This window comes from Sorangium sp. So ce448, from assembly GCF_051520915.1.
Taxonomy (GTDB): Bacteria; Myxococcota_A; Polyangia; order Polyangiales; family Polyangiaceae; genus Sorangium; species Sorangium cellulosum_B.
The window spans coordinates 3,478,312-3,504,141 of the sequence record NZ_CP150343.1; the positions used below are offsets into that span (position 1 = coordinate 3,478,312).

Sequence of the window (25,830 nt, forward strand, 5' to 3'; positions counted from 1 at the left end):
CGCTGCGCCCCTGCGCTCAGCCGCCGATGAGGTGCCGCGCGTAGCCGTACACGTAGACCGTGATGAGCGCGGCGGCAGCCACGTTGAGCAGGAAGCCTGTCCTGATCATCACCGGGAGCCGCACGTACCCGCTGCCGAACACGATGGCGTTGGGCGGCGTGCCCGCCGGCAGCATGAAGTCGCAGGACGCGGCGATCGTGGCCGCGAACAGCACGCCGAGGTCCTGCGGAAGTACGTTGAGCGCCACGTTCACGGTGGCGGTGTTGGAGGCCAGCGCCGACAGGGCGATCGTGCCGGCGCTGGCGAGCCCGATCTGCGCGAGCAGCGGCGCCTCGGCGACGACAGCGAGCTTCGCGGCCATCCACGCCGAGAGCCCGCCGCCCTCGATGCCGGCCGCCATCACGAAGCTGCCGCCGAGCAAGGCCAGCGTGCCCCAGGGCATCCTGCGCAGGGAGGCGAGCGAGAGGGCGCGCAAGGCGAGCAGGCCAAGCGCCGCAAGGACGGCCACGGTCGCCTCGTAGTGCTTGCCCTGCACCTTGAAGCCGGCCGCGGCGCCCGAGCCGAGCGCGGCGCCCAGGCCCTCGAGCGCGGCCTGGACGCGCGGCGCGAGCGCGGCGCGCAGCGGATCGCCGAGGATCCAGAGCGCGCTCGCCGCGGCGAAGACGGCGGCGACGGTCTTCTCGCCGCGGCTCATCGGGCCCATGGCCGCGAGCTCGCGGTCGAGCGCGTCGCGCGCGCGGCCGGGGCCGAGCCCGTCCCGCTTGCCGACGCGCCACAGGGCGAGCCAGAGCAGCGGGACGAAGAGGACAACGAACGGCAGGGCGATCGCCATGTACCGCAGAAAACCGAGATCGTGGCCGAGCTTGTCGGCGAGGAAGCCGCAGAAGATGGAGTTCGTCCCGCTGCCGATCTTGGTGCCGATCCCGCCGACGTTGGAGGCGTAGGCCACCGCCAGCATGATGGCCGTCCCGTAGTGCGTGAGCCTGCGCCCCCCGGCGGCCGACTCCAGCTGCGCGAGCAGGGCGAGCCCGATGGGGACCATCATCACGGCGGTCGCTGTGTTGGAGATCCAGAGCGAGATGGAGCTCGTCGCGACCAGCATGCCGAGCAGGAGGCGCTTCGGGTCCGTGCCGACGGCCCGCATGATGTGGAGCGCCACCCGGCGGTGAAGGCTCCACTGCTCCATGGCGGCCCCGATCGCCATGCCGCCGAGGAAGAGGAAGATGTAGGCGTCGACGAACGGCGCGGCGGCGCGGGCCGCGTCGCCCGAGAGCCCGCGGCCGAAGACGCCGAGCAACGGGAAGAGAACGAGCGGCAAGCAGGCGGTGAGCGCGACGGGGAGCACCTCGAAGAGCCACCACAGCGCCATCCACGCCGCGACCGCGGCCGCGTACGCAGGGCGGTGGCCGTAACCAGGGACGGCGTGGAGCCCGCTCGGGACGAGCGCGATCGCGAGGGCGGCGGCCGGACCGGAGGCGATACCGAGGCAGCGAAGCAGGCTGAGCCGCGCAGGTGGCGGGTGGCCTCGGTGAGGGGCGCCCGGCGGCGCGGCGGCGTGATCAGGGGGGCCCTGCATGGCGACTCTATCGCACACGTGCCTCCTCGCCGGCAGGCCGCGCCCTGCGCGGAGCGCGGCGGGCGCGACGCACGCGTGCTAGGCGTCAGCCGCTCCGCACGGCGCTCGCGCCGCCCGCAGGGCAGGAGAGCCGCCGTGTCCGATCCCCTCGTCGTCAACGATGCGCTGACCGCCCCGGCCGCGCTCCTCAGCTGGAGCGCCGTTCGCGCGTCGGGGCCCGGTGGTCAGAACGTCAACAAGGTCGCCTCCAAGGTGGAGCTGCGCTTCGACTTCGACGCGTGGCCGGAGCTCGCCGACGACGCCAAGGCGAGGCTGCGCGTGCTGGCGCGCGGTCGGCTCGACGCCGAGGGGCGGCTGTTCATCGTGAGCCAGCTGACGCGCGACCAGCTGCGCAACCTGGACGACGCGCGCGAGAAGGTGCGCGCGCTGATCCTGCGTGCGCTCGAGGTGCCGGTGAAGCGAAGGCCGACGCGGCCGACGCGTGCGTCGAAGGCGCGGCGGCTCGACGAGAAGCGGCGCACGGGCGAGAAGAAGCACGTGCGCCGCGGCGGGGGCGATCACGAGTAACGGCGCGCGCGGGCGCGGGGGGAGGGCGTCCAGCGCCCCCGCGCCGCAACGGCCCTCGCTCAGCGCTTGCGCCGGGAGCCGGCGACGACCTCGGCGGCGGTCGTCGCGGTCGCCGCGCGCTTGATCCATCGCCGTAGCTTGCCCAGATCCTCGCAGCCGGCGATCGCGCGGGCCACCTCGGCCGGCGTGGCGACCCCGCGCGACTCCAGCACCGTGAGGATGGCCTCCTGCGCCATCCTGATCTCGCCGCGCGCTTCACCACGCGCCTCGCCGCGCGCTTCACCACGCGCCTCGCCGCGCGCTTCACCACGCGCCTCGCCGCGCGCTTCACCGCGCGCTTCACCGCGCGCCTCGCCCTCCGCGAGCGCTGCCTCGAGCGCGGGCACGCGCTTGTCGAGCAGCGCGCGCGCCACGGCGTCGTCCGAGGACGCGGCCTCGAGGAGCGCCTGGATCGGCAGCGGGCGCACGAGGCAGGGATCCTCGATGACCGCATCCTTCGGCAGCGGGCGCCAGCCGTCGGTCTCGCGCGACCACTCCATCACCCGGCGCTGCTTCACCAGGATGCAGAACACCCGCCGCACGCCGCGGGCGATCAGCAGGCGCGCCTTCGTGGTCGGAACGGCGAGGGCCTGCTTGTCGCTGACCTCGAACGCCAGCTCCTCCAGCCGCCGCCGGCCCGCGCGGTCGGGCTTCTGCGCGAAGACGCTGGCGTCGGCCGCATAATCGCTGCCGAGGTCGGTCCGGGTCAGCATGTCCACGGCGCCCCGGTAGCCCTCGGCGACGTGGGCGCCGAGGACGTAGGTCAGATCGAAATGCTGTGTCGCGTGCGGCGGATCGGCCGGGGCGGCGTAGACCTCGACGCCGTGGAGGTACTCCACCCGCGTCTCGGGCGGCGCCAGCCGGTCGTCCACGTGCGGCGCGTGCGGGCGCGCCCTGCCGGCCGGAGGCGCCTGGACCGTGCGACCGGAGGCGCCGGCACCGGGAGCGAGGAGGACGTGATCGTGCCTGCGCATGAGCTCCATCCTAGCGCAGCCAGCGACCGGCGGGGATCGCGGCGCCGGCGTCCGCGCGCTTCCATCGCGCTGCCGCGTGGCGAGGCTCAGGCGCTCGCTCTCAGACAGCCCAGCTCGTAAAGCCCCATCCACCCGACCTCCGGGTCGGTGCATGCGCCCTCCCTCAGCTGCTCCACGAAGTCCTCGATCGGCTTCTCTACAACGTCGATGAACTCCGTCTCATCCAGCGCTTGCGCCCTGTCGCGCGCGCAGTCCACGGCCAGGAACGCGTGTCGTTCGATGGTCGAGTAAGCGCACTCCAGCGGGCGGCCGAGCGGCACGAGCCGCCCGGCGACATACCCCGTCTCCTCGAGGAGCTCGCGCGCCGCCGCCGCCTCCGGGGCCTCGCCAGGCTCGACGCCCCCGCCCGGGAGCTCGTCGAGGATCCGATCGGGCCCCGGCCTGTACTGGCGCGCCAGGATCACCCTCTTCTCGCGGGAGATGGCGAGGACGCAGACGACTCGCCCCTCTTTCTTGAGCGAGAACGTGCGGACCTGCCCGTCCGGGAGCTCGAAGGTGACGTCCTCGATCCTCCGCCACGGCGAGTGCTGGACCACGCGCCGCTCCAATGCCTTCCACCGTACGACCGTCATGACCAACCCACATCGTTCGCCCGGGCGGCGCGCCCGGTCAAGACATTGGCGCCGCCGGTCAAGGACGGGACGCGCGCTCGGGATCATTCTCTCTCGCATGACCTACCTCATCCCGAGCCAAGAACAGGCGCACGCGGGTCTGCGTGCCATCAAGGTCGTCCTTACCTCGGCCGGCCCCCTCGACGGGGCGCGGCGCGACGCGATCACCGCGGTGCAGCGGCACCTCCTTCACACCGACCTCGACATCGACGCGCTCGCCCCGATAGCGCCCGAGGAGCTCGCGCGCGCCGTCGAGGATCCCGCGCTGCGCGAGCAGCTCATCAACGGTCTCTGCGCCATGACCCTGTGCGGAGAGCGCGTCGACGAGCGCGAGCTGCTCGAGGTCGAGCGCTTCGCCGCGGCGCTCGGGGCGCGGCCGCACGCGGTCCGCCAGCTCCACCACCTCCACGAGCGGCGGCTGCTCCTCCTGCGCATCGACATCAGCCGGAATTCGCTGCTCGGCAAGAACGTGCGGCGCATGCTGGATGAGGGCGGCCTTTACGGGCTCGCCAGGAACGTCGCGAGCTTCGCGGGCATCCTGGAGAACGAGCCAGTCGCCGCGCGCTACCGCTCGCTCGAGGCGTACAGAGAGGGCACCCTCGGCAAGGCGCTCTTCACCTTCTATCGAGAGAACGGCTTCTCGTTCCCCGGCGAGAAGCGCGGCGTGCCCGAGGGCGTGCTCACGCACGACCTGAGCCACATCCTCGCCGGTTACGGCACGGACCTGCGCGGAGAGGCGATGACGATCGCCTTTCAGGCGGGGTATCGCCGCGAGAACCCGTTCGGCATCCTCGTGTTCCTGCTGGTGCAGCTCCAGCAGGGTGTCCAGCTCACCGTGCTGGCGCCGTCGCAGCAGGGGATGCTCGCGACGCCCGGGCTCGCCGACGAGCTCGTGCGATCGTTCGTTCGCGGAACGAAGATGAGCGTCGACCTGATGGACGACTGGGACTTCTGGGCCGACATGGCGGTGGATCTCGACGAGCTGCGCCGCCGTTACGGCGTCGTCCCCTGGGAGGCCGCGGCCTGATCCGGGTCCTCCGCTGGATCCGCCGGGAGGTGTGGAGGGCTCGCCGCGGCGCAGGGGGGCGCGCGGCGAGCCGGGGGCGCGCGCTTCACCCTCCGAAGCCGCCGGCGGCCGTCTTCGAGAACGACGCGCCGCCCTGGCTGGCGCGCACCGCCGACTGGGAGAACAGCGCGAACGCCTTGCGGACGTCCGCCGCGTCGCTCTTCGGCGTCAGGATCCAGCGGTCGTCGATCCCCATGTCGCGAAAGACGGCGCGGAAATCGGTGTTTCCGTCGTCGATGCCGATCGCCGCCACGATGTGGGCTTCGGCCCGCCGCATGTCACGGACGAGGGCGCACACGTCCTTGGCCTTGGCCCACGTCGAGCCCGCGTCGGCGCCGTCCGAGATGATCAGCGTGACGGTGCGCGCCGGGACGCCGCTCTGCGCGAACTCCTGCGCCTTCGCGATCACCGTTCCGAGCAAGACCACCGTCTGATCGTAGAGGGGCGTGCCGAGCATGGGATCGTAGTTCTTCGTGTCCATCTTCACGGCCTGGGCGATCGGGCAGTACGGATACAGCACCGCCCCGTTCAGGTAGCGGTTGTGCGCCAGGATCGAGTCGCGCTGCCTCGAGTCGGAGAGGGCGCCCACCACGAGGTTGTGCCCGTCCCTCACCGAGGGGGCGTTGCCGGCGAATTTGATGGATCCCGAGTCGTCGGGCATCACCGTGACCAGCACGACCTCCGACGACGCCACGTCGTCCACCTGCACGCCGAAGCCGGCCTGGATCTGCGCGCCCAGGTCGGTGATGTGCAGCGCCTGCATCGCCTCGGGCGAGAGCGCGCCGTCGTCCCGCGCCGCCTCGAAGAGCTGCTCGATGTCGAGCGAGCCATCGCGGCTGGTTCCGCTGTTGTTCTCCTTGTTCTTGCTCATCGGATCCTCCACGGTCATGCGCCCAGGCACGGAATCGGGTCGGTGCTCTTCACGAGGTTCATCCCGGCGGCGGCGAAGCGGGCGAGCGCCTTGTCCGCCTCGGCGGTGAAATCGACGGCGAAGCCCCCCTTGCCGTCGGGCACGGTGACCGGCGACATGCAGTCGGTCATCACGTAGATCTTCTTGGCGAGCGCGCGGTCGGTGAGCGCGATCTCCGTCAAGATGTCCTCGATCGAGCTGCGGACACAGTGGCTCGCGGCCTGGCCGGCGATGATCACCGCGTCGGCGTGGAGCAGCGTCCTCAGGAAGCCCGTGCTCCGCTGCGCGAGCGGCTGGCCGTCGTGCCGCGTCAGCACCTCGGGCTGCATCACCGAGTAGTTCTCGGTGAGCGGGTTGCCGCCCTTGACCTCGACCCACGACTGCACCCCGCGCGCGAACGCGTGGAACATCCGCGCCTCGTGCACGACGCCCGCGAGCGCGTGGCCGTCGCTGCCGAGGATGCAGTGCGGCGGCCACAGGTAGAGCTTGTATTTCCCGGCCTTCTCGAGCTCCTCGCAGTAATACCGGACCTGCTTCATGAGCCACGGGTAGCTCCCGCCGCAGAGCCACTTCGCCACCGCGGGGTTCGGCCGCACCTCCCCCGCGTCGATCTGCGCCGTCGTGATCTCGCGGTGCGCGGTCAGCGGGCGGTCCTCGCGATCCACCCAGAAGGCCGGGAAGAAGATCTGGTAAGCGAAGTGGGTGTCCATCGTGACCGTGATGTTCGTGATCGACGCCAGGTTCCTGTAGATGAACTCGGCGATGCGGCGGCTGTCGTCGACCGCGCCCGTGCCGCTCCTGCCGGCGACGTAGAGCGAGCCCTGCGGGAAGCAGAAGTCCTTCTGCACGTCGATGAGCAGGAGGTGGACGTTCTGCGCGTCCGCGGCCGACGGCTTCACGCCATGCGCCTTCCGCCACGCGGCGGCGGCGGCGTGCAGCGCCTCTTCCTTGGGGTGAAAGCCCCACCGCTCGGCGTTCTTGGCGTCATAGAAGGCGGGCAGGGGGAGCTCTGTCGATTTCATGGTCTCTCTCTCCTCTCGATCGGCCCGCGAGCGCGGGCCGTCAGCTCAGCGTGGATTCACGAGATGCGAAGCAAGGTGATCGCCTGTGCGTCGACGACGAACAGGCCCTCTGGGCCGACGAGCAGCCGGGAAGCCTGGGTGACGAACGGCTCGGTGCCGGGGAACTGCCGGGTCTCCACGAGCGCGCCCCCGCGGACCTCGACGCGGACGACGCCGCTGTCGGTCGCCGAGAGAAGGAACCCGGAAGCCGCGCACTTGCCGGTCAGCGCGCCGAGCCAGGAGCCGCCTTCCCCGTCGCCGTCGGCGACCGCCTCGACCGCGCCGTCCTCGCGCACGACGACGCACCGGTGCACGGTCCGGCCGGCTTGCTCGGCGGCGAGGAACAGCCATGCGCGCCCGGCGCGGGGGCGCCCGCGGCCGTCGTCGGGGCGCCCGCGGCCGTCGTTGGACGGCGAGCTCGGGCCGGCGTCGAAGACGCAGGTCGCCGCGGTGAGCTTGCCGCCCGGGAAAGGCAGCTTGACCGTGTCCTTGAGGCCGGGCCGATCGGCGTCGAAGACGAACGCTATCGAGACGTTCCCGGCGCGGTAGAAGCCGAGCCCGAAGGTGGGACCCACCCAGAACAGCGTTTGCCCGGCGAGCACCTCGCCCATCGGCACGGCGTCCGCCTCGCCCGAGAGCGCGGCGGCGCCCGGCCTCCCGCTGCGCAGGAGCTGCCCGCCGCGCGTCCAGTAGCGGGCGCGCGCGTTGACGTCGAAGATGGGCCTCGTCCCGACGCAGTCCACCTGGATCCGCTCGGGCGCGGCCCCCGGCGAGAGCACCACGAGATCGCCGCCCCGGCCGATCAGCGTGGCGCTCCCGTGCACCGCGAAGCGCATCGCGGGGTGCGGCGCGCCGGACATCACGACGGACCGGTCCTCGCGCAGGAAGCGGCCGCCCTCGTTCACGAGATACGAGAGCCCGCCCGGGCCGAGGGCCGCGGCCAGGATCACCCCGCGCGTGCTCAGGATCCGCGTCGCCAGCACCTCGCCGTGGACGACGGTCGACTCCTTCACGACGGCCCGCGCGGCGCCCGCGCAGGCCGGGCAGGCAGGGCGCGCGTGCTCGACGCCGCACGAAGGGCACCTCGTCCACGCGAGCGCGTCGAGCAGCCGGCGCGGGAACACGCCGCGGCGGTCCTCGACGAAGACGCGGTAGAGCGCGTCCAGGAGGTCGTCCGGCAGGACGCGGTACGGGGTGGCCGGCTTCGGATACCGCACCTCGCGGTCGAACACGGTGATGCGGCGGAGCGGCCTCGCGCTCTCGGGCACCCGCGCCGACGCGGACCGCGGCCGGAAGACGCCGCCATAAGGCCCCACGCAGAGCAGGCTCTGCATGACCATCACGGCGAACGCGTACCAGTCGGAGTCCTGCGAATACGGCCTCGACAGGAGCGGCCGGGGGAGCGAAGGGTCGCAGAGCAGCGGATCCACGAAGCGCTCGGTGAACACCTGGCAGAGGTACGGGCCGAACTGGAAGCTGTCGGCGTCGATGACGAACACCTCGCCGCCGGCGACGAGCACGTTGAGATCGTTGAAGTCGCCGATCACCACGCCCCGGTCGTGGATCGCCGCGACCGCCCGGTGGAGCCGCGCGAGCACCTCGGACACCGCGGCCGACGAGAGCCCGCCGTGGCGCATCGACGGCTCGCCGTAGCGCAGGAGCGGCTCCGCGCCGCGCACGAGGCGCATGGCGTAGCCCACGACGCGCTTCCTGGCTTTATCGGTCGCCAGCTCGAGGGGCGCAATCACCTGATCGGGCAGCGCCGGCGGGAACGCGCGCAGCTTGTCCTGGTGGCGCTCGATGCGCACCTCGGCGGCGCGCTGCTCGACGTCCTGTCCGGCGTAATCCGGGTGATCGGGCGTCTTCCAGACCTTGAGCGCGCGGCCGTCGCCGAGGTCGAACACGTCCGCCTCACCGCCTTTGCCGATCGAGGCCCGAGGGTCGAGTCGAACTCGCTTTGAACCAAGAACAACGTCCACAGTCGCCTCCTCCGGACGCAATCGAACCGAATCGAGCGCAAACACGCGCAAACACGCGCAAACACGCGCAATCAATCGCAAACACGCGCAAGCACGCGCACACGCCCTGTCGTTGCCCTCCGCGACGCCTGCGCCTCCGCGCAGGGCCGCGCCTCAATCGCGGGCGCCCTGCGCCCTCCGCACGACGACCACCGTCGTGTCGTCGCGGAGCAGCCCGCCTTCGCGCTCCATCCGCTCTTCCTTCCACACGGGCCGCGTCACCGATCGGTTGATGAGCGCGAGCCGCCGCCTCACGGCGTCGGGGTTCCGGAAATACCGGTCGTCCTCCCAGAACCTCGACAGCGGGCCGACCTCGCCGCCCCCCGGGATCTGCCGTGACGACGACTCCAGCAGATCGATCGCGCCGTCGGTCCCGAGCAGGGCAGTCCGGAGCGCGCTCGACGGGAAGGCGCGGTGCACGGTGAAGCGCGGCGCCTCGCCGCCGGGCGGCCGATCGAGCAGGCCATACCCGAGGTACGGGGGCTCATCCCTCGGGAAGGGGCCGAGCCGCAGGAGCTCGTCGCCGAGCGCGATGAGGCCGTCGCCGAGGGAGAACGCGCACGCCCTGTCGCCGGAGATCGCGAGGCCGACCACGGTGAAGAGGAAGAAGGTCGACACGACCTCGGCGAAGCTGCCGCCCATCCCGGCGGCCACGTCGCGGAGCGGCGCGAGCGCCCCGCGCCGCACGTCTTCCCACGTCGCGGGCGAATCGAGGTCTCCGCCGCGCCGGAGCGCGCCGAGCACCTGCTCGGTCACGATCCGCGCCCCGAGCGCCGCGCCCACCTCGCTGCGCGCGCCGCTGCCGCAGCCGTCGCACACCACGGCGACGAGAGAGCCGCCCTCGGCCCGGAAGGCATAGGCGTCCTGGTTGGGCCGCCCCGCGGCGAGGTGATCGGTCCCGATCACCGTCCCTCCGGCGACCTCGAAGGCCGAGCCCCCTCCCATGTCAGCCAGGAAAGCGACGTCGCGAAGCATGGAGTTCCCTTCTGCGCCCGGCGAGGGCGCGCTGCGGCCGGACCCGGGCAGACGGAGGCCGGGGCGCGCGGTCCTCCCGGCGCCGGAGCTCTACCGTCCTCTCGGCGGTCAACGCCGACCGTCAGCGCCCGCGCCCGGCGAGCACCCGATCGTTCGTGTATCTTACACACCAAGCTTAGTGTTCGTAGTACACGTTGTCAACCCGGGCGCCGGCGTTCCGGCCGCGCTTCCGGAGGCGTTCGAGCGCGTCGCCGACATGCGAGCCGGCGCCTGCTTCAGATCTCGAAGCTGAAGCCGTCCTTCTCGAGCCGCTCGTACTTCCGACGGTCGAACCGGTAGAGCCGCGCCGCGCGGTGCGCGACGTCCTGCTCGACCTCGTCGAGCTCCACGAGCAGCCCGGTGCCGAGCGCCTTCTTCCGGAAATTGCGCTTGTCGAGCGGGCGCTCGAGGATCGCCTCGTAGAGGCGCTGGAGCTGCGACAGCGTGAACTTCGGCGGCAGGAGCTCGAACCCGATCGGCCGGTACCGCACCTTGCCCTTGAGCCGCTCCAGCGCGACCGGGAGGATCTCGTCGTGATCGAAGGCGAGCGCCGGGGTGTCGTCCACCGCGAACCACGCCGCCTCGCGCGCGTCGGTCGCGGCCTTGACCCGGTGATCCCGGAGCTTCACAAGCGCGTAGTACGCCACCGAGACAACGCGCTCGCGCGGGTCCCGCCCGAGGGCGCCGAACGTGTAGAGCTGCTCCAGGAACACCCCCGAGAGCCCCGTCTCCTCCGCGAGCTCCCGCCGCGCGGCGTCGTCGAGCGCCTCGTCGACGCGCACGAACCCGCCCGGGAGCGCCCACCTGCCGCGGAACGGCTCGAGCTCCCGCCGGATGAGGAGGACCTTGAGATCCTCCTCGTCGAGGCCGAACACGACACAATCCACCGTCAGCGCCGGCCGCGGGTGCTCGTAGGAGACCGACATTCAACCCTCCGTGTAATTTGCACACGAATCTTGGTGTCGATCGGACACCATGTCAACCAGCGCCGCGGAGCTCGGCTCCTCGGAGCGGGGGAAACGTCATCGACCGACCGACAGCCCCTCGACGGCCAGCGCGCGTGCGCGGTAGAAGGCTCCCATGAAGGGGGACGCGGAGTCGGGCGCGGCGGGGGCGGAGACGCGGGAAGAGCTCGAGGCGAAGCTCCGTGAGGCGCGGCTGCTCCTCCGCGCGATCCTCGACCACATTCCGATCACCGTGTGCCGGTACGATCGTGCGGGCGTCTTCACGTTCCACGACGGCAAGGGGATCGAGGTCGCCGGCATGAAGCCGGGGCAGTTCCTGGGAGCGAACGTGCTTGAGCTGTTCGCGAACGACCAGGCGACCCTGGAGACCAACCGGCAGGCGCTCGCGGGCAAGGGCGCATACAACATCTACGAGGCGTACGGCGCCGCCTGGGAGACATGGCACATCCCCGTGCGCGACGGCAGCGGGGAGCCCGACGGCATGATCACCCTCAGTCTGGACGGCTCCGCGGCGAAGCGGCGTGAGCAGGAGCTCCAGGCGAAGATCGAGCTCATCGAGGCGCAGCAGGAGGTCATCCGTGATCTCTCGACGCCCATCATCGAGGTCTGGGACAAGGTGCTGACCCTCCCCATGGTGGGCGTTGTGGACAGCCTGAGGATCTCCGAGGCGATGGACAACCTGCTCTCGGCGATCGTGAGCAAGGACGCGCGGTACGCGATCCTCGATCTCACCGGCGTCGACGCTGTCGACACGCGGACGGCCGGGTACCTCATCGAGATGATCAAGGCCATCCGGCTCCTCGGCGCGGAGGGGATCATCACAGGGATCCGGGCGAACGTGGCGCAGACGATGATCGCGCTCGGACTCGACCTCTCCGGCGTCACGACCGTCGGCAACCTCCGCGCCGGACTCAAGCTCTGCATGCGGCGCATGGCCGCGGCGGGCGAGGGGGTCGAGCGCGCCGAGGCGACCAGCGCGCCGGCGAAATAGCGGCTTCCGGCAGGCGCGCGCGAGGCGCGGCGCGGGCGCGCTCCCGCACCTCCGCGCCGGCCGGCGGCGGCTCAGCGATGGATCACGACGCGCGTGGACGGGTCGTCGCGCGTGGCCTGGACCGCGTACCACTCATCGGGCACGGCGGGCTCGGTCCAGTGGAAGAGCCATTTTGCGTCGGCCGGGGAGAGGTTCACGCACCCGCCGCTCTGCCCCTCACCCCAGCGGTCGTGCCAGTAGGCCGCGTGAAGGAGGTACTTGCTGAAGAAGTGCTGGCTCCACGGCACCTCCGCCTCGATCCAGTCGTCCGCGTCGACGTGGGGCGTGATGAGCGTCTTCGTCACCCATTTGCGGCCGATGCTGTACTGGCCGAGCGGGGTCGTGGAAGGCGGCACGAACGGCTCGGCCTTCTCCGGCTCCTCGGCCCCGTTGCGCCCGGCCGAGATCAGCGTCGCGAACACGGGGCGGTCGTCCTCGTAGGCGATGAGCCAGCCGTCGAGGGCGGCGATCTCGACCCACGTGTTCCTGGGCCCGCCCGCCGGCGCCGAGGGCGGCTCGCCGCCGAGCCGGATGGGGCGGCCCCACGGGTTCCGCGCCCTCCGCGGCTGGACGACCACCGCGTCTCGCTCGAGCACCCAGTGCCCGTCGTCCCGGGTCTCGAGGTACGTCAGCTCGCCGACCCGCTTCGATCGGCCCGTCAGCCCGACCCGGGCGAGGCGTTCCCACACGGCGTCCGTCTTCGCGGGCGGGCCTCCCTCCGTGAGGCGGTACTTCGGGCGCGCCTTGCGGCGAAAGAAGGCCATCGGCAGGCGCGCCTCGGCGCCGAGGTACACCCCCTCGAAGGTGGCGGGCTCGTACGGCTTGACCTTGTCCTTCGGTATGAACGTCAGATCCGACGCCCAGAGCCATGTCGTCCCGCCGGCCTCGACCTCCTCGGTCCAGGCGACCGACGAGCGCGGGCGGACCTGCATGTGCCGCAGATCGTGGAGCCCCTCGGGCCACGCCGGCGCGTCGATGCCGTCCACGCGGAGGAGGCGCTTGAGGCCGAGCGACTCGCCGTAGCGGTACGGGAGCGGCCGATCGGCGAGCGGGGCATGGGGGATCAGCGCCTGGCGCACGGGATCGGCCGTGTCCAGGGTGGCGCGCTCGCCGTCGACACATACGTAGCCGCGCGGCTCCACGGCGTAGAACGCCGGGCAACCGCCGGCGCCGCGGATGGGCTCGAGGCTCTTCAGGCGGACCGAGCCGCCGATCGAGAGCATGCCGATCCACTGGGCCTTGGGCCGCGGCGCGGACCGGATCCACACCTCGCGGCCCCTGGAGTACACGCGCGCGGATCGCGCCCGCGCCGCCTCCACCTCCGGGACCGGCGCGGCCGGGGCCGAGGCGGCCAGCGCCTCCGGCGCGCTGGCGCGCGCGGAGGGCGCGCTGGAGGGCGAGGGCTCCGCGACCGCCACGCCCGCGCTTCCGGCCGCGTCGGCTCGCGAGCCGGCGTCTTGCCGCGACGGCGTGCACCCGAGCCAGAGGGCGCCGAGGGCAGCGAACCACGAGCGGCCAGACATAGGCACGGGACCCTAGCACGTCGAGCCCGGCCGGCGGAACGACGCGCCAGTCTGGACGAAGGCGCGCTGCGAGCGGAGCGGAGGTCGTCGCTCGTGCGGCGATCTGCGGCGATCGCGCCTCGGCGCCAGGATTTCGATCGCCGCGGGTGTCACGCTCGCCCCGCTCGCGCCTAGAGCCGAGGAAGGCCGGCGAGGACAGCCGGTCAGAGAAGACAAGGAGAGATCCCATGCGTCGTTGGCTCAAGGTGACCCTGATCGCGGCCGTCCTCGGAATCCCGGCGGTGGCCTATGCTGGGACGCAGCTCACGGGCGGCTGTCCGTGCGCCGATTGCCCGTGCCCCGACTGCCCCTGCGGCTGAGCACCCAGCGCCCTTGGAACCGCGCGCGCGATCGCTGCTCAACGCGTCGATGAGACGCCTCGCCGACGGCGATCGCGCGGCGTTCGAGCCTGTCTACGCCGCCCTCTGGCCGGCGATCGGCGCGTTCTGCCGCCGCATGCTCGGGGGCGGCGCGGACGCCGAGGACGCGGCCCAGCAGGCGCTGCTCAAGGTGTTCGACCGCGCCAGCTCGTTCGATCCCGACGGGGACGCGCTGACCTGGGCGCTCGCCATCGCGACGTGGGAGTGCCGCACGACGCGGCGGCGGCGGTCCCGGTCGAGGGAGGCTCCGGACGAGCATGTCCCGTCGATCGCGGCCGACGTGCCCACGCCGGAGGAAGCCGCGATCGCCCGGGATCTGGACGACGCGGCGCGCGAGGTGCTCGGCACGCTGGCCGAGGCGGATCGCGAGACGCTGAGGGCGACCCTGCTGGAGGTCGATCGCGATCCGTCGGTGTCGAGCGCGGCGCTGCGCAAGCGCCGCGAGCGCGCGTTTGCGCGCCTGCGGGAGGCGTGGAGGAGGATCTATGGAACGTGAGGCGCTTGCGGGCCTGAGCCTGAAGGAGAGGGCCTATCGCGCGTACGAGCGGGGGAGGGCGAGGCGGGCCGCCTGGGCAGCGGCGCCGACGATCGCCGTGGCGCTCGTGGCGACGCTGATGAGCGACCGCCCGGTCACCACCGCGATCCTCGGCGCGGCGCTCTACGTCGCGGCGGCGCTGCTCTCGTGGCGCGGGCAGCAGCTCGGGCGAGGCGTGCTCCCCGGCGTCGCGGCGGGGCTCGTGCCCTTCGCGGCGGCGCACGCGGCGCGCATCTACGGTCACCTGTGCACCCCGGAAGGGTGTGTATCCATCTGCGTCCCTGCCTGCCTTGCGGGCGGGGTCGCCGCCGGCGTGCTGCTCTCGCGGGTGCTGCGCCGGTCGGAGCGGCTCGGGGCGTCCTGGGCCTCGGCGTGCGGCGTCGCCGCCCTGACGGGCGCGCTCGGCTGCGCCTGCGTCGGCTTCGGCGGCGTGGTCGCCCTCGCGGCGGGGCTGCTCACCGGCACAGCGCCCCTCGCCCTCCGCCCCGCCCGCTAGAGCGACGGTCACCCGCTTCGGATACGGGCCCACCTCGGCGTTTTCGGTGCTCAGCGCACCGGAGTGCGCTTGCGCGCCGAAAACGCCGATCTGGGCCCGTCTCCTGTGCGGGAGACCGTCGCTCTGCTCGGTGTGGTGCAGAGGGGGGCGGAAAGCGCTGTAGGCTCTGCGCATGGCGGAAGCCGCTCGCAAGCGAATCGCGCTGGCCCTCCTGATCGTCGCGGTCATCCCGGTCGGGTTGATCAGCCGGTTCCACGGCGGCCCGGCCTGGCTGCGCAACAGCGCTGGCGCGGTGCTCTATGAGGTCGTGTGGATCGCCGCGGCGCAGATGGTGTGGATCTACGCGCGCACGCACCGGCTGGCGCTCGCGGTCTTCGCCGCGACGTGTGGGATCGAGCTGCTCCAGCTGAGCCAGGCGCCGTGGCTGTGGGCCGCGCGCAGCACCACCCCGGGGCGGCTCCTGCTCGGCGCGAACGGAGGATTCGATCCCGCGGACTTCGCGCTGTATGGCCTCGGTTGCGTGCTGGGTTATGGGCTGTGCCGGCCGCTCCGGGCCTCCGCCTGATGGCTGCGCCGCGCCGGGGGCGTGCGCCGGTTGCCGCGCGTGCCGCGAGAGGCCAGGCTGGCGATCGCGAACTCCAGGAACCAGGAGGCGATGGCCATGTCCGAGGCTCACCACACCGGCGGCTGTTTGTGCGGCGCGATCCGCTACCGTGCGCGCGGCGCGCCGGTGAGCGTCAACATCTGCTACTGCAGCCAGTGCCGGCGCCAGTCCGGCGCGCCCATGCCGGCGTTTGCCACCTACCCCGACGAGCAGTTCGAGCTGCTCTCCGGCTCGCCTGCGACGTACCGGTCGTCCAGCTTCGCTGTCCGCCAGTTCTGCTCGACCTGCGGCTCGTCGCTCTTCTGGCGCCGCGATGGCGCGCGGGAGCTCGATATCTTCCTCGGCACCATCGACCGCCCGGGCGACCTGCCGCCGCCGTCTTTCCAGCTCTGGACGGCGCACCGCGTGCCGTGGCTGCCCGCCATCCCAGGGGCCACCGAGCACCGCGCCGACAAGACCACCGTCTAGGCGAGCGCCTCGATCGCGTTGATCGAGAGTGAAGTGAGGCGCCAAGGACAGAGCAAGTTCGATGCTCGCTCGACTCAGCACTTCGTGGGCGCAGGCAGGCTCGCGCCCGTGGGCTCCGGTCGCGGGCTCGCCCGTCCCACGGCGGCGGCCGCGATGGCGGCGAGCGCCCCGACGGTGGCGAAGGCATAAAAGCCCCACGGGTACGCCACCCCGGCGTCCAGCAGCGTGCCACCGACGATCGGACCGCAGATGGCGCCGAGTCGCCCGACGCCGGCCGTCCAGCCAAGCCCGGTCGCCCTGCTGCCGTCCAGGTAGACGCGCCCAACATAGGCGTACACCAGGGCCTGCGCGCTGAAGACGAAGCAGCCGGCGAGCAGCACGGCCCCATAGACGCCGGCGCCGGGGAGTCGGACGCTGAGCAGCGCAAGGAACACCGCGGCGGCGCTGAACCAGCCGATGACGGACGGGCGCACGCCGAGCCAGTCCGCCACGTGGCCAGCGAGCACCAGGCCGATCACCGCGCCCACATTGAGCGTCAGCAGCATGCTCAACGCCGCGCCGAGCTCGTATCCGGCCTGCCGCATCATCGCCGGCAGCCACGTGTTGAGGCCGTAGATGAGCAGCAGGCCCATGAACGAGGTCACCCAGAACGCCAGCGTCGGGCGCATCAGGCCGGGCCGGAACAGCGCGGCGACCGGGCCCAGAACGTGGCGCAGCGACCGGCGCGGCCGCGCCACCTCGAGGAACGATCCGGATTCCGGCAGGTAGCGGAGCATGAGCGGGATCACGACCAGCGCGGGCGCCGCGCCGATGACGAACATCGCGCGCCACCCCAGCGGCCTGATGACGACGATGCCGAGCAGCGCCGTCAACACGGCGCCGACGTGGTACCCGGTCATGATCGTGGTCGTCGCGCTGCCGCGTTTGCCGGCGCGCGCGTGCTCGGTCACCAGCGCGATCGCCGTCGGCAGGCAGCCGCCCAGCCCGAGGCCCGCGAGGAAGCGGAAGAGCCCGAACACGAACGCGGATGGCGCGAACGCGCACAGGAGCGTGAAGAGGGAGAACTCGAGGACGGCCAGGAGCAGCGCCTTGCGCCTGCCGATGACGTCGGTGACGGTGCCAATGGTCATCGCGCCGATCGCCATTCCGATGAGACCGACCGTCGACAGCATCGCCGCGCCGTCCGGGTCGAGGTCCCACACCTCGAGCTGGAGCAGCACCGGCAGCACCGTGCCGAGCACCACGAGATCGAATCCGTCCAGCAGAACGGCCGCCCAGCAGAGCGGGACGACCCAGCGACCGCCGCCCGGCACGCCAGTCACTTCACCGATAGACATCGTTTCCTCCGCTGCCTCATCGCCCCTTCAGCGCGCTCTCGGCGCCGCATGGCGGATGTGACGGGAGGTACAACGTGGCGGGGAGACGCTTCTGGGTCGATCAAAATGAACATCGACGACATCGAGTCACACCGATGGCTCCCGCGTCCCCGTCCTGACCGGACGTGGATGACGGCGCCGGGGACTCAGCCTGGAACGGCCGCGCGGGCGCGCCCAGCGTCAACGAGGCCATCGACCAGGGTGCCACGGGCTCGGGGCGGCGGCGTCGGCGCCGCCCCTGCAGGCAGCGTTCTCCTCAGGGGCCTTCGTCGGCGTCGCCTCCGCCGGCGGCCTCCTTCGCTTCGTCCTCGGCGATCTTCGCGCGCACCTCGTCCATATCGAGCGAGCGCACCTTCTCGATCACCTGATCGAGCGCCGAAGCGGGCAGCGAGCCCGCCTCCGCGAACAGGAGGACCTTCTCGCGGAAGATGAAGAGCGTCGGGATGGAGCGGATGTTGAAGGCCTGCGCCAGGTCCTTCTGGTCGTCCGTGTTGATCTTCCCGAACACGATGTCCGCGTGCTTCTCGGAGGCCTTCTCGAAGACGGGCCCGAAGACACGGCAGGGGCCGCACCAGGGTGCCCACCAGTCGACGAGGACGATGCCGTTCGACTCGACCGTCTTCTCGAAATTCTCCGCGCTGAGCTCGATGGTACTCATCGGCGGAGCATACCCCCGTGACCCGCCCGTGTCGCCGAGCGAGCGGCCAGGCGCCGCCGGCGCTCAGGGCGCGTTGCAGACCATGATGTGCTCGATCGCCTCGACGAGGAGCTGCTCGACGCGCTCGGGCCCGACGTCGGCGGCGCGGGCGAACCGCTCCAGATCGAACGGCGTGGGGTTGACCTCGAGGTAGGCGAGGATCTGGAGCGGGTGGCCGGTCCAGCGGATGACGCAGAAGCCGACCACGTTGCGGCTCGCCCTGGCCTCGCGCAGGCCGAGGGCGAGCTCGACGCTCGGCGTGTCGTGCCCCTCGTCGAGCACGATGCGCGGCGCGTGCCCCGCCCTGCGGAGCTCGGCGGCGAACTCCTCCATCTGAGGGCGGAGCAGGCGCTCCCGCAGGTCGTCGAACTCGCGGAGGAAATCCGCCTCCGCGGGGGCGCGCGCCTCATCGAGGCGCCGCGCATAGCGGGCCGCGAGGCGCTCGATGCGGAGCCGGTTGTGTTCCTTCACGAGCGGCCTACGGGGCGAGAAGGAGCACCTTGACCTGGCTCGGGACGAGGCTGACCCCGGGGGAGTTGACCGTGTTCTGCAGCGTGATGCTCGTCATCCGCGTGGCGGGCGCGCTGCCCACGAGCACGGTGAACGCCGCCGTGATGTGCCGCGAGGGGCCCATCACCGTGTGCGAGACGACGCCCGTCTCCAGGCCGGCGTTGTCGCCGTTCGTCAGCGGCACCTGGGTGATCATGTTGTGCGCCGGCGCGCACATGAACAGCACGTTATAAGCCGCCGGCACCCCCATCGGCTGCGCCGACAGGTTGGGATAAGGCACCGGCAAGTGCGCCGGCGGCGTCAGGCACACGTCAGGCCCGCCCAGCGCCAAGCCTCCCATCTGCGTGTTCGCGAACATCGGGGCCTCCTGTCAGCCGAGGTGGATCTGCCCACCGTCGATCTTGGTCAGCTCGCCGCTCGAGACGAGCGTCGCCTGCGCCTTGATGTTCACCGCGGCCTTCGCGGTGACCTCGTAATACTGTGTCCGCACCTGCTCCGACTCGGCGATGAACCTGTACGCCCGGTCGAGCCGCTGCACCCAGCGGTCCGCGATCGACTCGACCGACCGCGCGACCGTCTTCACGCGGTCGACCTGCGCGACGAGCCGCTCGCCCACGTACGTCATCGCCCCGACGGCGAGCGAGCCCTCGCCCGCGGCGACGCGCACCTTGCCCGCGGCCACCGCGGCCTCGGCCGGCGTGACGAGGCGCACGCCCTCGCCCGCGGTGATCGTGACGCGCCCGGCCGGGGCGCTCAGCTCCAGGTCCCCCTCGGTCACGAGGCGCGTCGGCGCCTCGCCTTCGCGGTCGAGCACCGCGAGCACGTGGCACCCCGCGTCGTGCAGCGCGACGAGCACCCGGTCGCCGGGCTCCGGCTCGACAAGGCAGCTCACCGCGCGCTTCGCCGCGTAGTCGCCCGACCCGACGCGCACCTGGAACGACCGGTCCATCGCGCCGATCACCGTGCCGACCTCCTGGATCGCGAAGGTCTCCACCCGTTGTCTCGCCAGATTGTCTCGCATCGTCTCTCTCCTGCTGTCGGGAGGGGCATCCCCTCAGGGCGTCCAGCGCTCGGCTTCGAGCAGCTCCGGGTCGTCGCCGAGCGCGGCGGACCGGCTCGTGAAGGTCGCGCCCGCGTCGCGCGTCTGGTGGAAGCGGGCGCGGAACAGCTTCGCATCGGAAAGGTCCGCCTTCTCGACGCTCGCGTGCGAGAAATCGGCGTAGGTCAGGTCCGCGTCGCGGAAGCTCGCGAGCGGGCAGACCGCCCGGTGGAAGATGGCCTGGTAGAGGTCGGCGCCGGCGAGGTCCGCGGCCTCGAGGTCGGCCTCGGAGAAGATCGCCTGCCGCGCCTTGAGGCCGGCGGCCGACACGCCGGCGAGCCGCGCGCCGATGAAGAGGCCGCGCTCGGCGTCCGCGCCGTCGAGCTTCGCCGCGGTGAGGTCCGCGCCCTTGAAGTTCGTCTGGACGAGCCGCGCGCCCCGCAGGTCGCAGCCGGCGAGGTCGGCGTCGACGAGCTGCGCCAGCGTCAGGTCCATGCCCGACAGGTCCTGCCCGCGGAGGCTCGCCCGGATCAGCACGGTGAGGTGCATCGTCGCGCCGCGCAGGCTCGCGGCGGACAGGTCCGCCTTGATGAGGCAGGCCTGCCTGAGCTTCGCCCCGTCGAGCGCGAGGCGCGCCGCCTCCGTCTCCACGAGCGAGAAGCGGTCCAGGTTGGCCTCGCGGAAGCTCACCTCGTCGGCGCGCCCCTTCGCCATGCTGCCGATCGTGAGGTTTGCGCGGTCGAAGCTCGCGCGCGACACGTCGCACTCGGCGAAGTTCGCGGAGACGAGGTCGCAGCCGTCGAGGCGCGCGTGGAGGAGCGTGCACTTCGTCCACACGGCGTGGCGGGCCCGCGCGCCGGACAGGTCGGCGCCCGAGAGGTCGCAGCCGTTGAACATCGACTCGCTGATCTTCGCGCCCTTCAGCTGGGCGCCGCGGAAGCTCGTCTTCTCGAAGACGACGCCCGACAGGTCGAGCCCCGACAGGTCGAGCCCCGACAGGTCCTCCCCGGCGACGACCTCGCCCTCGTCCACCCTCGCGAGCAGCTCGTCGCGCGTCATTGGCTCTGCCCCGTGAACACGACGTTCTTGATGTGCGCGTCGGAGAATGTGGTCCGCTCATCGCCCTTCGCGTCGAGCAGGTTAGCGCGGAAGAGGTTCGCCTTCTCGAAGCGGGCGCCGGACACCTTCGCCTTCTGCAGCAGGGCGTCCATCAGGTTCGCGCCGGTCAGATCCGCCTCGGTCAGGTCGGCCCGCATGAACCGGGCGCCCTTGCCGCCGAGCTGCCCGAGGCGCGCGTTGCGGAGGTTCGCCTCGCTGAAATCCGCGTTGTCGGCCGAGGCGCCCTCGAAGGCGGCGCCCTCCAGGTCGACCCCGCGCAGGTTCGCCCGCGCCAGCTCGGCGCCGGAGAAGTCCGCGCCCGGCAGCGCGGAGGCGGAGACCACGCGCAGGGCCGCGGCGCTCGCCTTCCGGAACGAGGCCTTCTCGCCCTTGAAGTCGACGAAGGCCGCGTCCTCGAGCGCCGCCTCGCCGAAGTCCGCGCCGGCCCCGGCGCACTGGAAGAACGTCGCCCTGCGCAGGCTCGCCCCGGTGAACCGCGCGCCCGCGAGGTCGAGCTTGAAGAAGAGGACGTCGTCTGCCAGGGCGCCCCTGAAGTCCGCGCCGGCGACCCTGGCCTCCAGGAGATCGGCCTCGGCGAGGTGGGCCCCGGAGAGCTGCGCCCCCTCGAGCCACGCCTTGTGGAGGACCGCCTTGCGGAGGTCGGCCCCGTCGAAGCTCGCGCCCGAGGCGCGCACCTCGCCGAGGTTCGCCCCGCGCAGCGTGGCCTTCCCGAGCCGCGCTTTCTCGAGCCGCGCGCGCGTCAACACCGCGCCCGACAGATCGGCCCCGCCGAGCTCGCAAGCCGACAGGTCCGCGCCCTCGAGGAGCGCCTCGCGCAGATCGGCGCCCGCGAGGCTGAGCTCGTGCAGGTCGGCGCCGGTCAGATCGCGCCGGGCGAGCGACTCGCCGGCGGCGAGCGCCCGCTCGACCTCGGCGCGCAGCCCGCATTTCGCGCCCTCGTCCGCGGGCTCGCCCGGCGGGAGGAGGTGGGCGAAGGCGCGGTACGTCGCGCGCACGCCCTCCTCGGTCGCGCGGAGGCTCGCGACGAACGCCGGGTCGGCGAGCCTCGCCTCGAGGTCGTCGATCGGCGCGCCCGCCTTGCGCCCCGCCCCGGCGAGCTCGCGCAGGCGGGCCAGCTCCTCGTCGGCGCTGAACTTCGGCGGGCCGCCCCCCTCGCGCTTGCCCTTCGCGAGCAGCGCGTCGAAGTCGATCCCCTGCTCCGCGCAGAGCTTCCGCGCCTCCGCCTCGGCGTCCTTGCGCTGCGCCTCGGACCCCTCCTGGAGCTCCGCGGCCTCGCGCTCCATCCGCCCCGAGAGCTCCGCGAGCTCGTCGGGCCTCGGCTCCGCCGGCCGCTGGATCTCCCGCGGGAGCCTTTCGTCCGGGTTCATCCCGAGCAGCCGCAGGGCGAGCCGCGCGTTGTCGAGCTCGCGCTGCGCCCGCGTGAACGACCGCCGCTCCATCGCCCCTTCGCGCCGGATGAGCTCGTCCATGTCGCTGATCACCTCGTCCGGGAACGACGGGGCGTCGGGGTCGGGCTCGGGGAGGAGGTCCTTGTCGTTCAGGGCGTGGAGGTGCCCCTTGTCCTTGTCGAGCCGCTTCTCCACCACGGCGCGGTAGTGCTCGACCGGCCTCGGCGCGTCGGCCCGCTCCAGGCCGGCGACGAGCAGCTGCACGTCGTCGGCGTCGTCCTCCGCGACCGGGACGACGCCGCGGAAGATCGCGACGCCGCGCTCCAGGTCGGGGAACAGGAGCACCGTCTCCAGGCGTGTCGCGACCTCCCGGAGGCTCTCCTCCCCGTCCGCCTTCGTGTCGGCGTCCGCCCCGCCGCGCTTCCGTACGAAGCACCGGGCGCGGATCCTCGGCACGTGGGTCCCGAGCTGCGGCCGCGTCGGGTGGAGGTGCTTGAGGCCGATCGGCTCGCCTCCCTGGAAGTAATCCGGCAGGCGCTGGTCCTCCGGGGCCACCTGGAAGTACTCGGGGTCGAGATCCCGCGCGAACCCGGGGAAATCGTGCTGCAGCCACTCGGGCCCGTACGTGCCGAGCTTGGCGATCCGCGAGGCGAGCGTCGGATCGAGCGCCCCGAAGCACGCGGGAGGCGACCTGTCGCCCGGCGACTTGAGGAGGCGCTTCGGGTCCTCGAGGTGCGGCAGGTAGTGCACCTTGGCCCCCTCCTCGTCGACCGGCGCGAGCCCCATCCCCTTCGGGTTCAGCGGGTAGTCGGGGCCGCCAAAGGCGTTCTCCCACACGAGCGGCATCTCGGTGATCGGCTCCGGCTCGGTCGGCGCGCCGTGGTGCCACCGCCGCTTGCCGACCACGGCGATCGACTTGTCGACGAGCGGCTTGTCGGCCGGGCCGACCGTCACGCCCGCGGCGAACGCGGGCCGGGGCTCCCCCCCGGGCGAGAACGCCTTGCCGAAGACGAGGACCTCGCCCTGCGGCTTGGGCATGCCCTCATCCAGGAGGGCGTCCTTGCCGAGCGACGGCATCACCCGCTGCCACATCGAGACCTCGGGCAGCGGCACCTCCGGGGCGTCGAGCGGGAAGAACATGGCGAGCCCGACGCTCAGGTGGTGGCTGCGCCGGATCGTGAGCACGCGCTGGAGGACCGAGAGGCGAAGGGGCTTGATGACGCGCATGTGGCTCGAATCGTGGGTTATGGCCGGAGCGCCTGGCGAGGACCTCGGGGCGGGCGGGCGCCGGCGCCCCGCCGGCGAGCGTGGGTGAGCGCGCGGCGCGGCTCACCCGGGCTTCAGGTGACCATGTAGATGCCGCTCCTGTTGATGTGGGCGGCGACGTTCTTCAGCGTGAAGACCCCGTTCCTGATCCTGACCGTCTCGGCCTCGAATTTGATGTTCTGGAGGGCCAGCTCCGGACCGTTCTTGATGGTCACCGTCGGACCCATGTTGAGGGTCAGCGCGGCCGCGAGGTTCGCTGTCGTCTTGACCCCCATGACGACCTCCGCGTTGGCGGCGCACGACATCGACAGCTTGGTCCCGACCGTGAACTCGAGGGCCCCCGACAGCTTGGCGTCCACGGTCGCCCCTTGCGTGAGCGTCGTGAAGGTGCCCTTCTTGTGATCGTACGTGCTGCCGTCCGTGATCGTCGTGGCGTCGCTGTGCTTGAAATCCTTCGTCGTGCCGAACGTGTGCGACTCGAACGTGCCCATCTTCTCGTCGGTCGTGTTCCCGTGGACGACGCTCTTGAAATTGCCCTGCTTGATCTCCTCGGAGTTGGAGTAGTTCACCGACTTCACGTTGCCGACCGTGTAGGTCGTGCTGTCGCCGTATGTCGCCGTGGTCACCGATCCGCCGGTCCAGACCAGGAACTCGCCCATGCGCAGCAGGGTTTGGTTGCCCCAGATCAAATCGGTCTTGTCTCCGCGGATGGCCTTGCCCTCGCCGGCGTTCTCCCAGGTCACCTTCTGCGCCGCGTAGAACTCCATTCCCCCCGCGTTCGCCTTCGCCTTGTAGTTGCCCGCCTCGATATCCATCGTGACGTGGTCGCGGACGTTGACCGACCAGTTGCCGCCGCCCTGCTTGCCGACGTTCACGTCGAAGTTGCTCCCTGAGTCCCACACGCTGTTGGCGTCGGTCTTGGCGATGAGCTCGTGGCTGTCGTTGGGGGCGCCCATCCGCAGGTACGTGTTCGAGTAAGGCGTCGACAGCGTGATGCGCTGCGCCCCGGCCTGATCCTCCAGCTCCAGGCGGTTCCTGCCGCCTGTCTGGATGACGTTCTTCGTGTGGTTGCCGCTCGTCACCGGGCTCGGCGTGAGCACGTTGGGCACGACGCCGGAGATCACGGGCCGATCCGGATCGCCGCCGAGGAAGCTCAGCACGACCTCGGTCCCCCGCCGCAGCGGGAAGTGGAACCCTTCGACGCCGCCGCCGTGCGGCTGCATCATGCGCACGTACGTGGATCCGCTGCCGTCGCGCGGGCTCGCCTCGTCGAACTTGAGCTTCACCAGGTAGCGCCCGTGGTCGTCGATCTGCGCGTACTCGCTCGACGCGGAGCCGTCGACCGTGCCGTTCTCGTAACCGTAGATGCGCGGCCACGCCGTCCGCGACTCCGCGCGGAACTGCGTCGCCGCCGGGATGGCCGAGACCTCGACGAAATAGACCTCTTCGTGCTCGAGCCCGGCGAGCTCCGCGAAGTCGCTGTGCCCGGCGGACTGGTTGCCGTGGTGGCGCAGCTCGACAGCGAGGTACTTCGCGTTGAACCGCGCGCGCGGGTGGTCCTCGAGCTCGAACGTGGCGCCCGAGCGCAGGTGGAGCCGCGCGCCGGCGGCCTGGTAGACCGCCTCCCGGGCGAGGTACTCCTCGGCGCGCAGCTGGGCCAGCCGCTTGCCCGCGTCGGCGCTGAAGAAGCGCTCGCCGTGGAGGCTGATCTCCCCTGTGCCGTACCGGGACACCGGGGCCGCGCCCGTGAGGGGGAACTGCGGCCGGACATAGTCGTAGTCCTTGAGCTTCACCCGCGACGGCAGCGCCCCGTGCTGGCAGGAGAAGGTGCGGAACGAGCCGGAGGCGCTCCGGTCCTCGCCGGTCTGCGGGTGGTAGCGGACCGGCGCGCCGAGCACCTCGGCCGGGTAGCTCTTGTCGTCGCAGAGGACGAGCTTCTCTCCGTCCTCGGTGTGTTCGAAGTAATAAAAGATCCCCTCCCGCTCCATCCAGCGCGAGATGAAATCAAAGTCGCTCTCGCGGTACTGGCAGATGTGCTCCTCGGCCTCGTAGCTGCCGAGGTTGAGCTCGACGTCGCCGCCCGTGATGCCGTTCTCCTCGAGCACGAGCCTGATCACGTCGGGCACGCTCTTCTTCGTGAAGATGCGGCTGTGCTTCGACAGGGTGAGCCCCCAGAGCCGCGGCACCAGCACGGCGCGCAGCAGCGCGCGCCCGCCGAACTCGTGCAGGAGATCGACGCCGGCGAGCATGCCGGCGAACACGTAGGGCGGGGTCGTGCCGGACTGGCGATCGATCGAGAGCCGCGCCTTGGCCCCGACCATCTCCGCAAAGTCCGTGTCATCGTCGCCGTCGCTCGGGATGGACAGGAAGATCTCGAATCTGTACGGGCGCGAGATCGCCTCCACGCCGCGAAATCCGACGACGCGCGCCGGGCCCTCCAGGATGCTCGAAGAGAAGTTGATGAGGTCGCTCATGGTGGTGTCTCTTCCTGGCGCGAGG

General features: G+C 71.7%; 25 protein-coding genes. 8 read left to right on the top strand and 17 right to left on the bottom strand.

What is annotated here, in order from left to right; all coding sequences use genetic code 11:
- Window positions 1-16: 16 nt before the first annotated feature.
- A complete protein-coding gene (locus tag WMF45_RS13460; protein ID WP_437717306.1) occupies window positions 17-1,576 on the bottom strand; it encodes an SLC13 family permease in 1,560 nt (519 codons plus the stop codon).
- Between the two features lie 135 nt (window positions 1,577-1,711).
- Between WMF45_RS13460 and arfB the strand changes: the two genes are divergently transcribed.
- Complete coding sequence (gene arfB / locus WMF45_RS13465) at window positions 1,712-2,143, top strand: alternative ribosome rescue aminoacyl-tRNA hydrolase ArfB (RefSeq protein ID WP_437717307.1); 432 nt, start codon at window positions 1,712-1,714, stop codon at window positions 2,141-2,143.
- 59 nt (window positions 2,144-2,202) lie between these two features.
- On the opposite strand, the gene WMF45_RS13470 is transcribed toward arfB, so the two are convergent.
- Together WMF45_RS13470 and WMF45_RS13475 are read right to left on the bottom strand one after the other, a co-directional pair.
- Window positions 2,203-3,156: a Uma2 family endonuclease gene (locus tag WMF45_RS13470; protein WP_437717308.1), complete on the bottom strand. Its 954-nt coding sequence runs from the start codon at window positions 3,154-3,156 to the stop codon at window positions 2,203-2,205.
- Between the two features lie 86 nt (window positions 3,157-3,242).
- A complete protein-coding gene (locus WMF45_RS13475) occupies window positions 3,243-3,788 on the bottom strand; it encodes an NUDIX hydrolase (protein WP_437717309.1) in 546 nt (181 codons plus the stop codon).
- A gap of 97 nt (window positions 3,789-3,885) precedes the next feature.
- Here WMF45_RS13475 and WMF45_RS13480 point away from each other — a divergent pair, with 97 nt between their 5' ends.
- The gene (locus WMF45_RS13480) at window positions 3,886-4,854 is read left to right on the top strand and encodes a hypothetical protein (protein WP_437717310.1); all 969 of its coding nucleotides are present in this window, start codon (window positions 3,886-3,888) and stop codon (window positions 4,852-4,854) included.
- Window positions 4,855-4,939: 85 nt separating this feature from the next.
- Here the strand turns inward: WMF45_RS13480 and WMF45_RS13485 are convergent, their stop codons facing one another.
- From WMF45_RS13485 to WMF45_RS13505, 5 genes are all read right to left on the bottom strand, one after another.
- Window positions 4,940-5,764 carry a hypothetical protein gene (locus WMF45_RS13485; protein WP_437717311.1) on the bottom strand — a complete coding sequence of 275 codons (825 nt, stop codon included), beginning with the start codon at window positions 5,762-5,764 and terminating at the stop codon, window positions 4,940-4,942.
- Window positions 5,765-5,778: 14 nt separating this feature from the next.
- Window positions 5,779-6,825, bottom strand: a complete 1,047-nt coding sequence (locus tag WMF45_RS13490; protein ID WP_437717312.1) for a nicotinamidase — start codon at window positions 6,823-6,825, stop codon at window positions 5,779-5,781.
- 56 nt (window positions 6,826-6,881) lie between these two features.
- Window positions 6,882-8,843: a hypothetical protein gene (locus WMF45_RS13495; RefSeq protein WP_437717313.1), complete on the bottom strand. Its 1,962-nt coding sequence runs from the start codon at window positions 8,841-8,843 to the stop codon at window positions 6,882-6,884.
- A gap of 153 nt (window positions 8,844-8,996) precedes the next feature.
- Window positions 8,997-9,857: a protein phosphatase 2C domain-containing protein gene (locus tag WMF45_RS13500; protein ID WP_437717314.1), complete on the bottom strand. Its 861-nt coding sequence runs from the start codon at window positions 9,855-9,857 to the stop codon at window positions 8,997-8,999.
- Between the two features lie 275 nt (window positions 9,858-10,132).
- Entirely contained in the window at window positions 10,133-10,822 is a 690-nt protein-coding gene (locus WMF45_RS13505; RefSeq protein WP_437552160.1) for an NUDIX hydrolase, read from the bottom strand.
- A 154-nt stretch (window positions 10,823-10,976) separates the two neighbouring features.
- On the opposite strand from WMF45_RS13505, the gene WMF45_RS13510 reads away from it, so the two are divergent.
- Window positions 10,977-11,852 carry an STAS domain-containing protein gene (locus WMF45_RS13510; RefSeq protein WP_437717315.1) on the top strand — a complete coding sequence of 292 codons (876 nt, stop codon included), beginning with the start codon at window positions 10,977-10,979 and terminating at the stop codon, window positions 11,850-11,852.
- 71 nt (window positions 11,853-11,923) lie between these two features.
- Here the strand turns inward: WMF45_RS13510 and WMF45_RS13515 are convergent, their stop codons facing one another.
- The gene (locus tag WMF45_RS13515; protein WP_437717316.1) at window positions 11,924-13,414 is read right to left on the bottom strand and encodes a L,D-transpeptidase; all 1,491 of its coding nucleotides are present in this window, start codon (window positions 13,412-13,414) and stop codon (window positions 11,924-11,926) included.
- Window positions 13,415-13,641: 227 nt separating this feature from the next.
- Here WMF45_RS13515 and WMF45_RS13520 point away from each other — a divergent pair, with 227 nt between their 5' ends.
- From WMF45_RS13520 to WMF45_RS13540, 5 genes are all read left to right on the top strand, one after another.
- Window positions 13,642-13,773, top strand: a complete 132-nt coding sequence (locus WMF45_RS13520; RefSeq protein WP_269454239.1) for a hypothetical protein — start codon at window positions 13,642-13,644, stop codon at window positions 13,771-13,773.
- Between the two features lie 49 nt (window positions 13,774-13,822).
- Window positions 13,823-14,329, top strand: a complete 507-nt coding sequence (locus WMF45_RS13525; protein WP_044968331.1) for an RNA polymerase sigma factor — start codon at window positions 13,823-13,825, stop codon at window positions 14,327-14,329.
- A complete protein-coding gene (locus tag WMF45_RS13530; RefSeq protein WP_437717317.1) occupies window positions 14,319-14,864 on the top strand; it encodes a hypothetical protein in 546 nt (181 codons plus the stop codon). The genes WMF45_RS13525 and WMF45_RS13530 overlap by 11 nt, the downstream gene beginning before the upstream one ends.
- A gap of 172 nt (window positions 14,865-15,036) precedes the next feature.
- Window positions 15,037-15,429 carry a DUF2809 domain-containing protein gene (locus WMF45_RS13535; protein ID WP_437717318.1) on the top strand — a complete coding sequence of 131 codons (393 nt, stop codon included), beginning with the start codon at window positions 15,037-15,039 and terminating at the stop codon, window positions 15,427-15,429.
- Window positions 15,430-15,525: 96 nt separating this feature from the next.
- Complete coding sequence (locus WMF45_RS13540) at window positions 15,526-15,936, top strand: GFA family protein (RefSeq protein WP_437717319.1); 411 nt, start codon at window positions 15,526-15,528, stop codon at window positions 15,934-15,936.
- A gap of 74 nt (window positions 15,937-16,010) precedes the next feature.
- Here the strand turns inward: WMF45_RS13540 and WMF45_RS13545 are convergent, their stop codons facing one another.
- The 8 genes from WMF45_RS13545 to WMF45_RS13580 all read right to left on the bottom strand — a co-directional run bounded on the left by WMF45_RS13545 (window position 16,011) and on the right by WMF45_RS13580 (window position 25,805).
- Window positions 16,011-17,273, bottom strand: a complete 1,263-nt coding sequence (locus WMF45_RS13545) for an MFS transporter (protein ID WP_437717320.1) — start codon at window positions 17,271-17,273, stop codon at window positions 16,011-16,013.
- A gap of 295 nt (window positions 17,274-17,568) precedes the next feature.
- Window positions 17,569-17,970, bottom strand: a complete 402-nt coding sequence (trxA, locus tag WMF45_RS13550; RefSeq protein WP_437717321.1) for a thioredoxin — start codon at window positions 17,968-17,970, stop codon at window positions 17,569-17,571.
- Window positions 17,971-18,033: 63 nt separating this feature from the next.
- Entirely contained in the window at window positions 18,034-18,480 is a 447-nt protein-coding gene (locus WMF45_RS13555) for a hypothetical protein (protein WP_437717322.1), read from the bottom strand.
- A gap of 7 nt (window positions 18,481-18,487) precedes the next feature.
- On the bottom strand, window positions 18,488-18,877 hold the full coding sequence (locus tag WMF45_RS13560; protein ID WP_437717323.1) for a DUF4150 domain-containing protein: 390 nt from the start codon (window positions 18,875-18,877) through the stop codon (window positions 18,488-18,490).
- Between the two features lie 12 nt (window positions 18,878-18,889).
- Complete coding sequence (locus WMF45_RS13565; protein WP_437717324.1) at window positions 18,890-19,540, bottom strand: DUF3540 domain-containing protein; 651 nt, start codon at window positions 19,538-19,540, stop codon at window positions 18,890-18,892.
- Between the two features lie 33 nt (window positions 19,541-19,573).
- On the bottom strand, window positions 19,574-20,617 hold the full coding sequence (locus tag WMF45_RS13570) for a pentapeptide repeat-containing protein (RefSeq protein WP_437717325.1): 1,044 nt from the start codon (window positions 20,615-20,617) through the stop codon (window positions 19,574-19,576).
- Window positions 20,614-23,292, bottom strand: a complete 2,679-nt coding sequence (locus tag WMF45_RS13575; protein ID WP_437717326.1) for a DUF2169 family type VI secretion system accessory protein — start codon at window positions 23,290-23,292, stop codon at window positions 20,614-20,616. Before WMF45_RS13575 ends, WMF45_RS13570 begins: the two co-directional genes overlap by 4 nt.
- A gap of 113 nt (window positions 23,293-23,405) precedes the next feature.
- A complete protein-coding gene (locus WMF45_RS13580) occupies window positions 23,406-25,805 on the bottom strand; it encodes a type VI secretion system Vgr family protein (protein ID WP_437717327.1) in 2,400 nt (799 codons plus the stop codon).
- Window positions 25,806-25,830: the final 25 nt, after the last annotated feature.

What these genes read in the sequence shown, in the direction of transcription:
- WMF45_RS13545 (WP_437717320.1), bottom strand. Translation starts at nt 17,273, where the DNA reads ATGTCTATCGGTGAAGTGACTGGCGTGCCGGGCGGCGGTCGCTGGGTC.
- WMF45_RS13540 (WP_437717319.1), top strand. Translation starts at nt 15,526, where the DNA reads ATGTCCGAGGCTCACCACACCGGCGGCTGTTTGTGCGGCGCGATCCGC.
- WMF45_RS13535 (WP_437717318.1), top strand. Translation starts at nt 15,037, where the DNA reads ATGGCGGAAGCCGCTCGCAAGCGAATCGCGCTGGCCCTCCTGATCGTC.
- WMF45_RS13520 (WP_269454239.1), top strand. Translation starts at nt 13,642, where the DNA reads ATGCGTCGTTGGCTCAAGGTGACCCTGATCGCGGCCGTCCTCGGAATC.
- WMF45_RS13470 (WP_437717308.1), bottom strand. Translation starts at nt 3,156, where the DNA reads ATGCGCAGGCACGATCACGTCCTCCTCGCTCCCGGTGCCGGCGCCTCC.
- WMF45_RS13525 (WP_044968331.1), top strand. Translation starts at nt 13,823, where the DNA reads ATGAGACGCCTCGCCGACGGCGATCGCGCGGCGTTCGAGCCTGTCTAC.
- WMF45_RS13485 (WP_437717311.1), bottom strand. Translation starts at nt 5,764, where the DNA reads ATGAGCAAGAACAAGGAGAACAACAGCGGAACCAGCCGCGATGGCTCG.
- WMF45_RS13475 (WP_437717309.1), bottom strand. Translation starts at nt 3,788, where the DNA reads ATGACGGTCGTACGGTGGAAGGCATTGGAGCGGCGCGTGGTCCAGCAC.
- WMF45_RS13530 (WP_437717317.1), top strand. Translation starts at nt 14,319, where the DNA reads ATGGAACGTGAGGCGCTTGCGGGCCTGAGCCTGAAGGAGAGGGCCTAT.
- WMF45_RS13480 (WP_437717310.1), top strand. Translation starts at nt 3,886, where the DNA reads ATGACCTACCTCATCCCGAGCCAAGAACAGGCGCACGCGGGTCTGCGT.
- WMF45_RS13500 (WP_437717314.1), bottom strand. Translation starts at nt 9,857, where the DNA reads ATGCTTCGCGACGTCGCTTTCCTGGCTGACATGGGAGGGGGCTCGGCC.
- WMF45_RS13560 (WP_437717323.1), bottom strand. Translation starts at nt 18,877, where the DNA reads ATGTTCGCGAACACGCAGATGGGAGGCTTGGCGCTGGGCGGGCCTGAC.
- WMF45_RS13490 (WP_437717312.1), bottom strand. Translation starts at nt 6,825, where the DNA reads ATGAAATCGACAGAGCTCCCCCTGCCCGCCTTCTATGACGCCAAGAAC.
- WMF45_RS13510 (WP_437717315.1), top strand. Translation starts at nt 10,977, where the DNA reads ATGAAGGGGGACGCGGAGTCGGGCGCGGCGGGGGCGGAGACGCGGGAA.
- WMF45_RS13580 (WP_437717327.1), bottom strand. Translation starts at nt 25,805, where the DNA reads ATGAGCGACCTCATCAACTTCTCTTCGAGCATCCTGGAGGGCCCGGCG.
- WMF45_RS13515 (WP_437717316.1), bottom strand. Translation starts at nt 13,414, where the DNA reads ATGTCTGGCCGCTCGTGGTTCGCTGCCCTCGGCGCCCTCTGGCTCGGG.
- WMF45_RS13565 (WP_437717324.1), bottom strand. Translation starts at nt 19,540, where the DNA reads ATGCGAGACAATCTGGCGAGACAACGGGTGGAGACCTTCGCGATCCAG.
- WMF45_RS13505 (WP_437552160.1), bottom strand. Translation starts at nt 10,822, where the DNA reads ATGTCGGTCTCCTACGAGCACCCGCGGCCGGCGCTGACGGTGGATTGT.
- WMF45_RS13460 (WP_437717306.1), bottom strand. Translation starts at nt 1,576, where the DNA reads ATGCAGGGCCCCCCTGATCACGCCGCCGCGCCGCCGGGCGCCCCTCAC.
- WMF45_RS13575 (WP_437717326.1), bottom strand. Translation starts at nt 23,292, where the DNA reads ATGCGCGTCATCAAGCCCCTTCGCCTCTCGGTCCTCCAGCGCGTGCTC.
- trxA (WP_437717321.1), bottom strand. Translation starts at nt 17,970, where the DNA reads ATGAGTACCATCGAGCTCAGCGCGGAGAATTTCGAGAAGACGGTCGAG.
- WMF45_RS13570 (WP_437717325.1), bottom strand. Translation starts at nt 20,617, where the DNA reads ATGACGCGCGACGAGCTGCTCGCGAGGGTGGACGAGGGCGAGGTCGTC.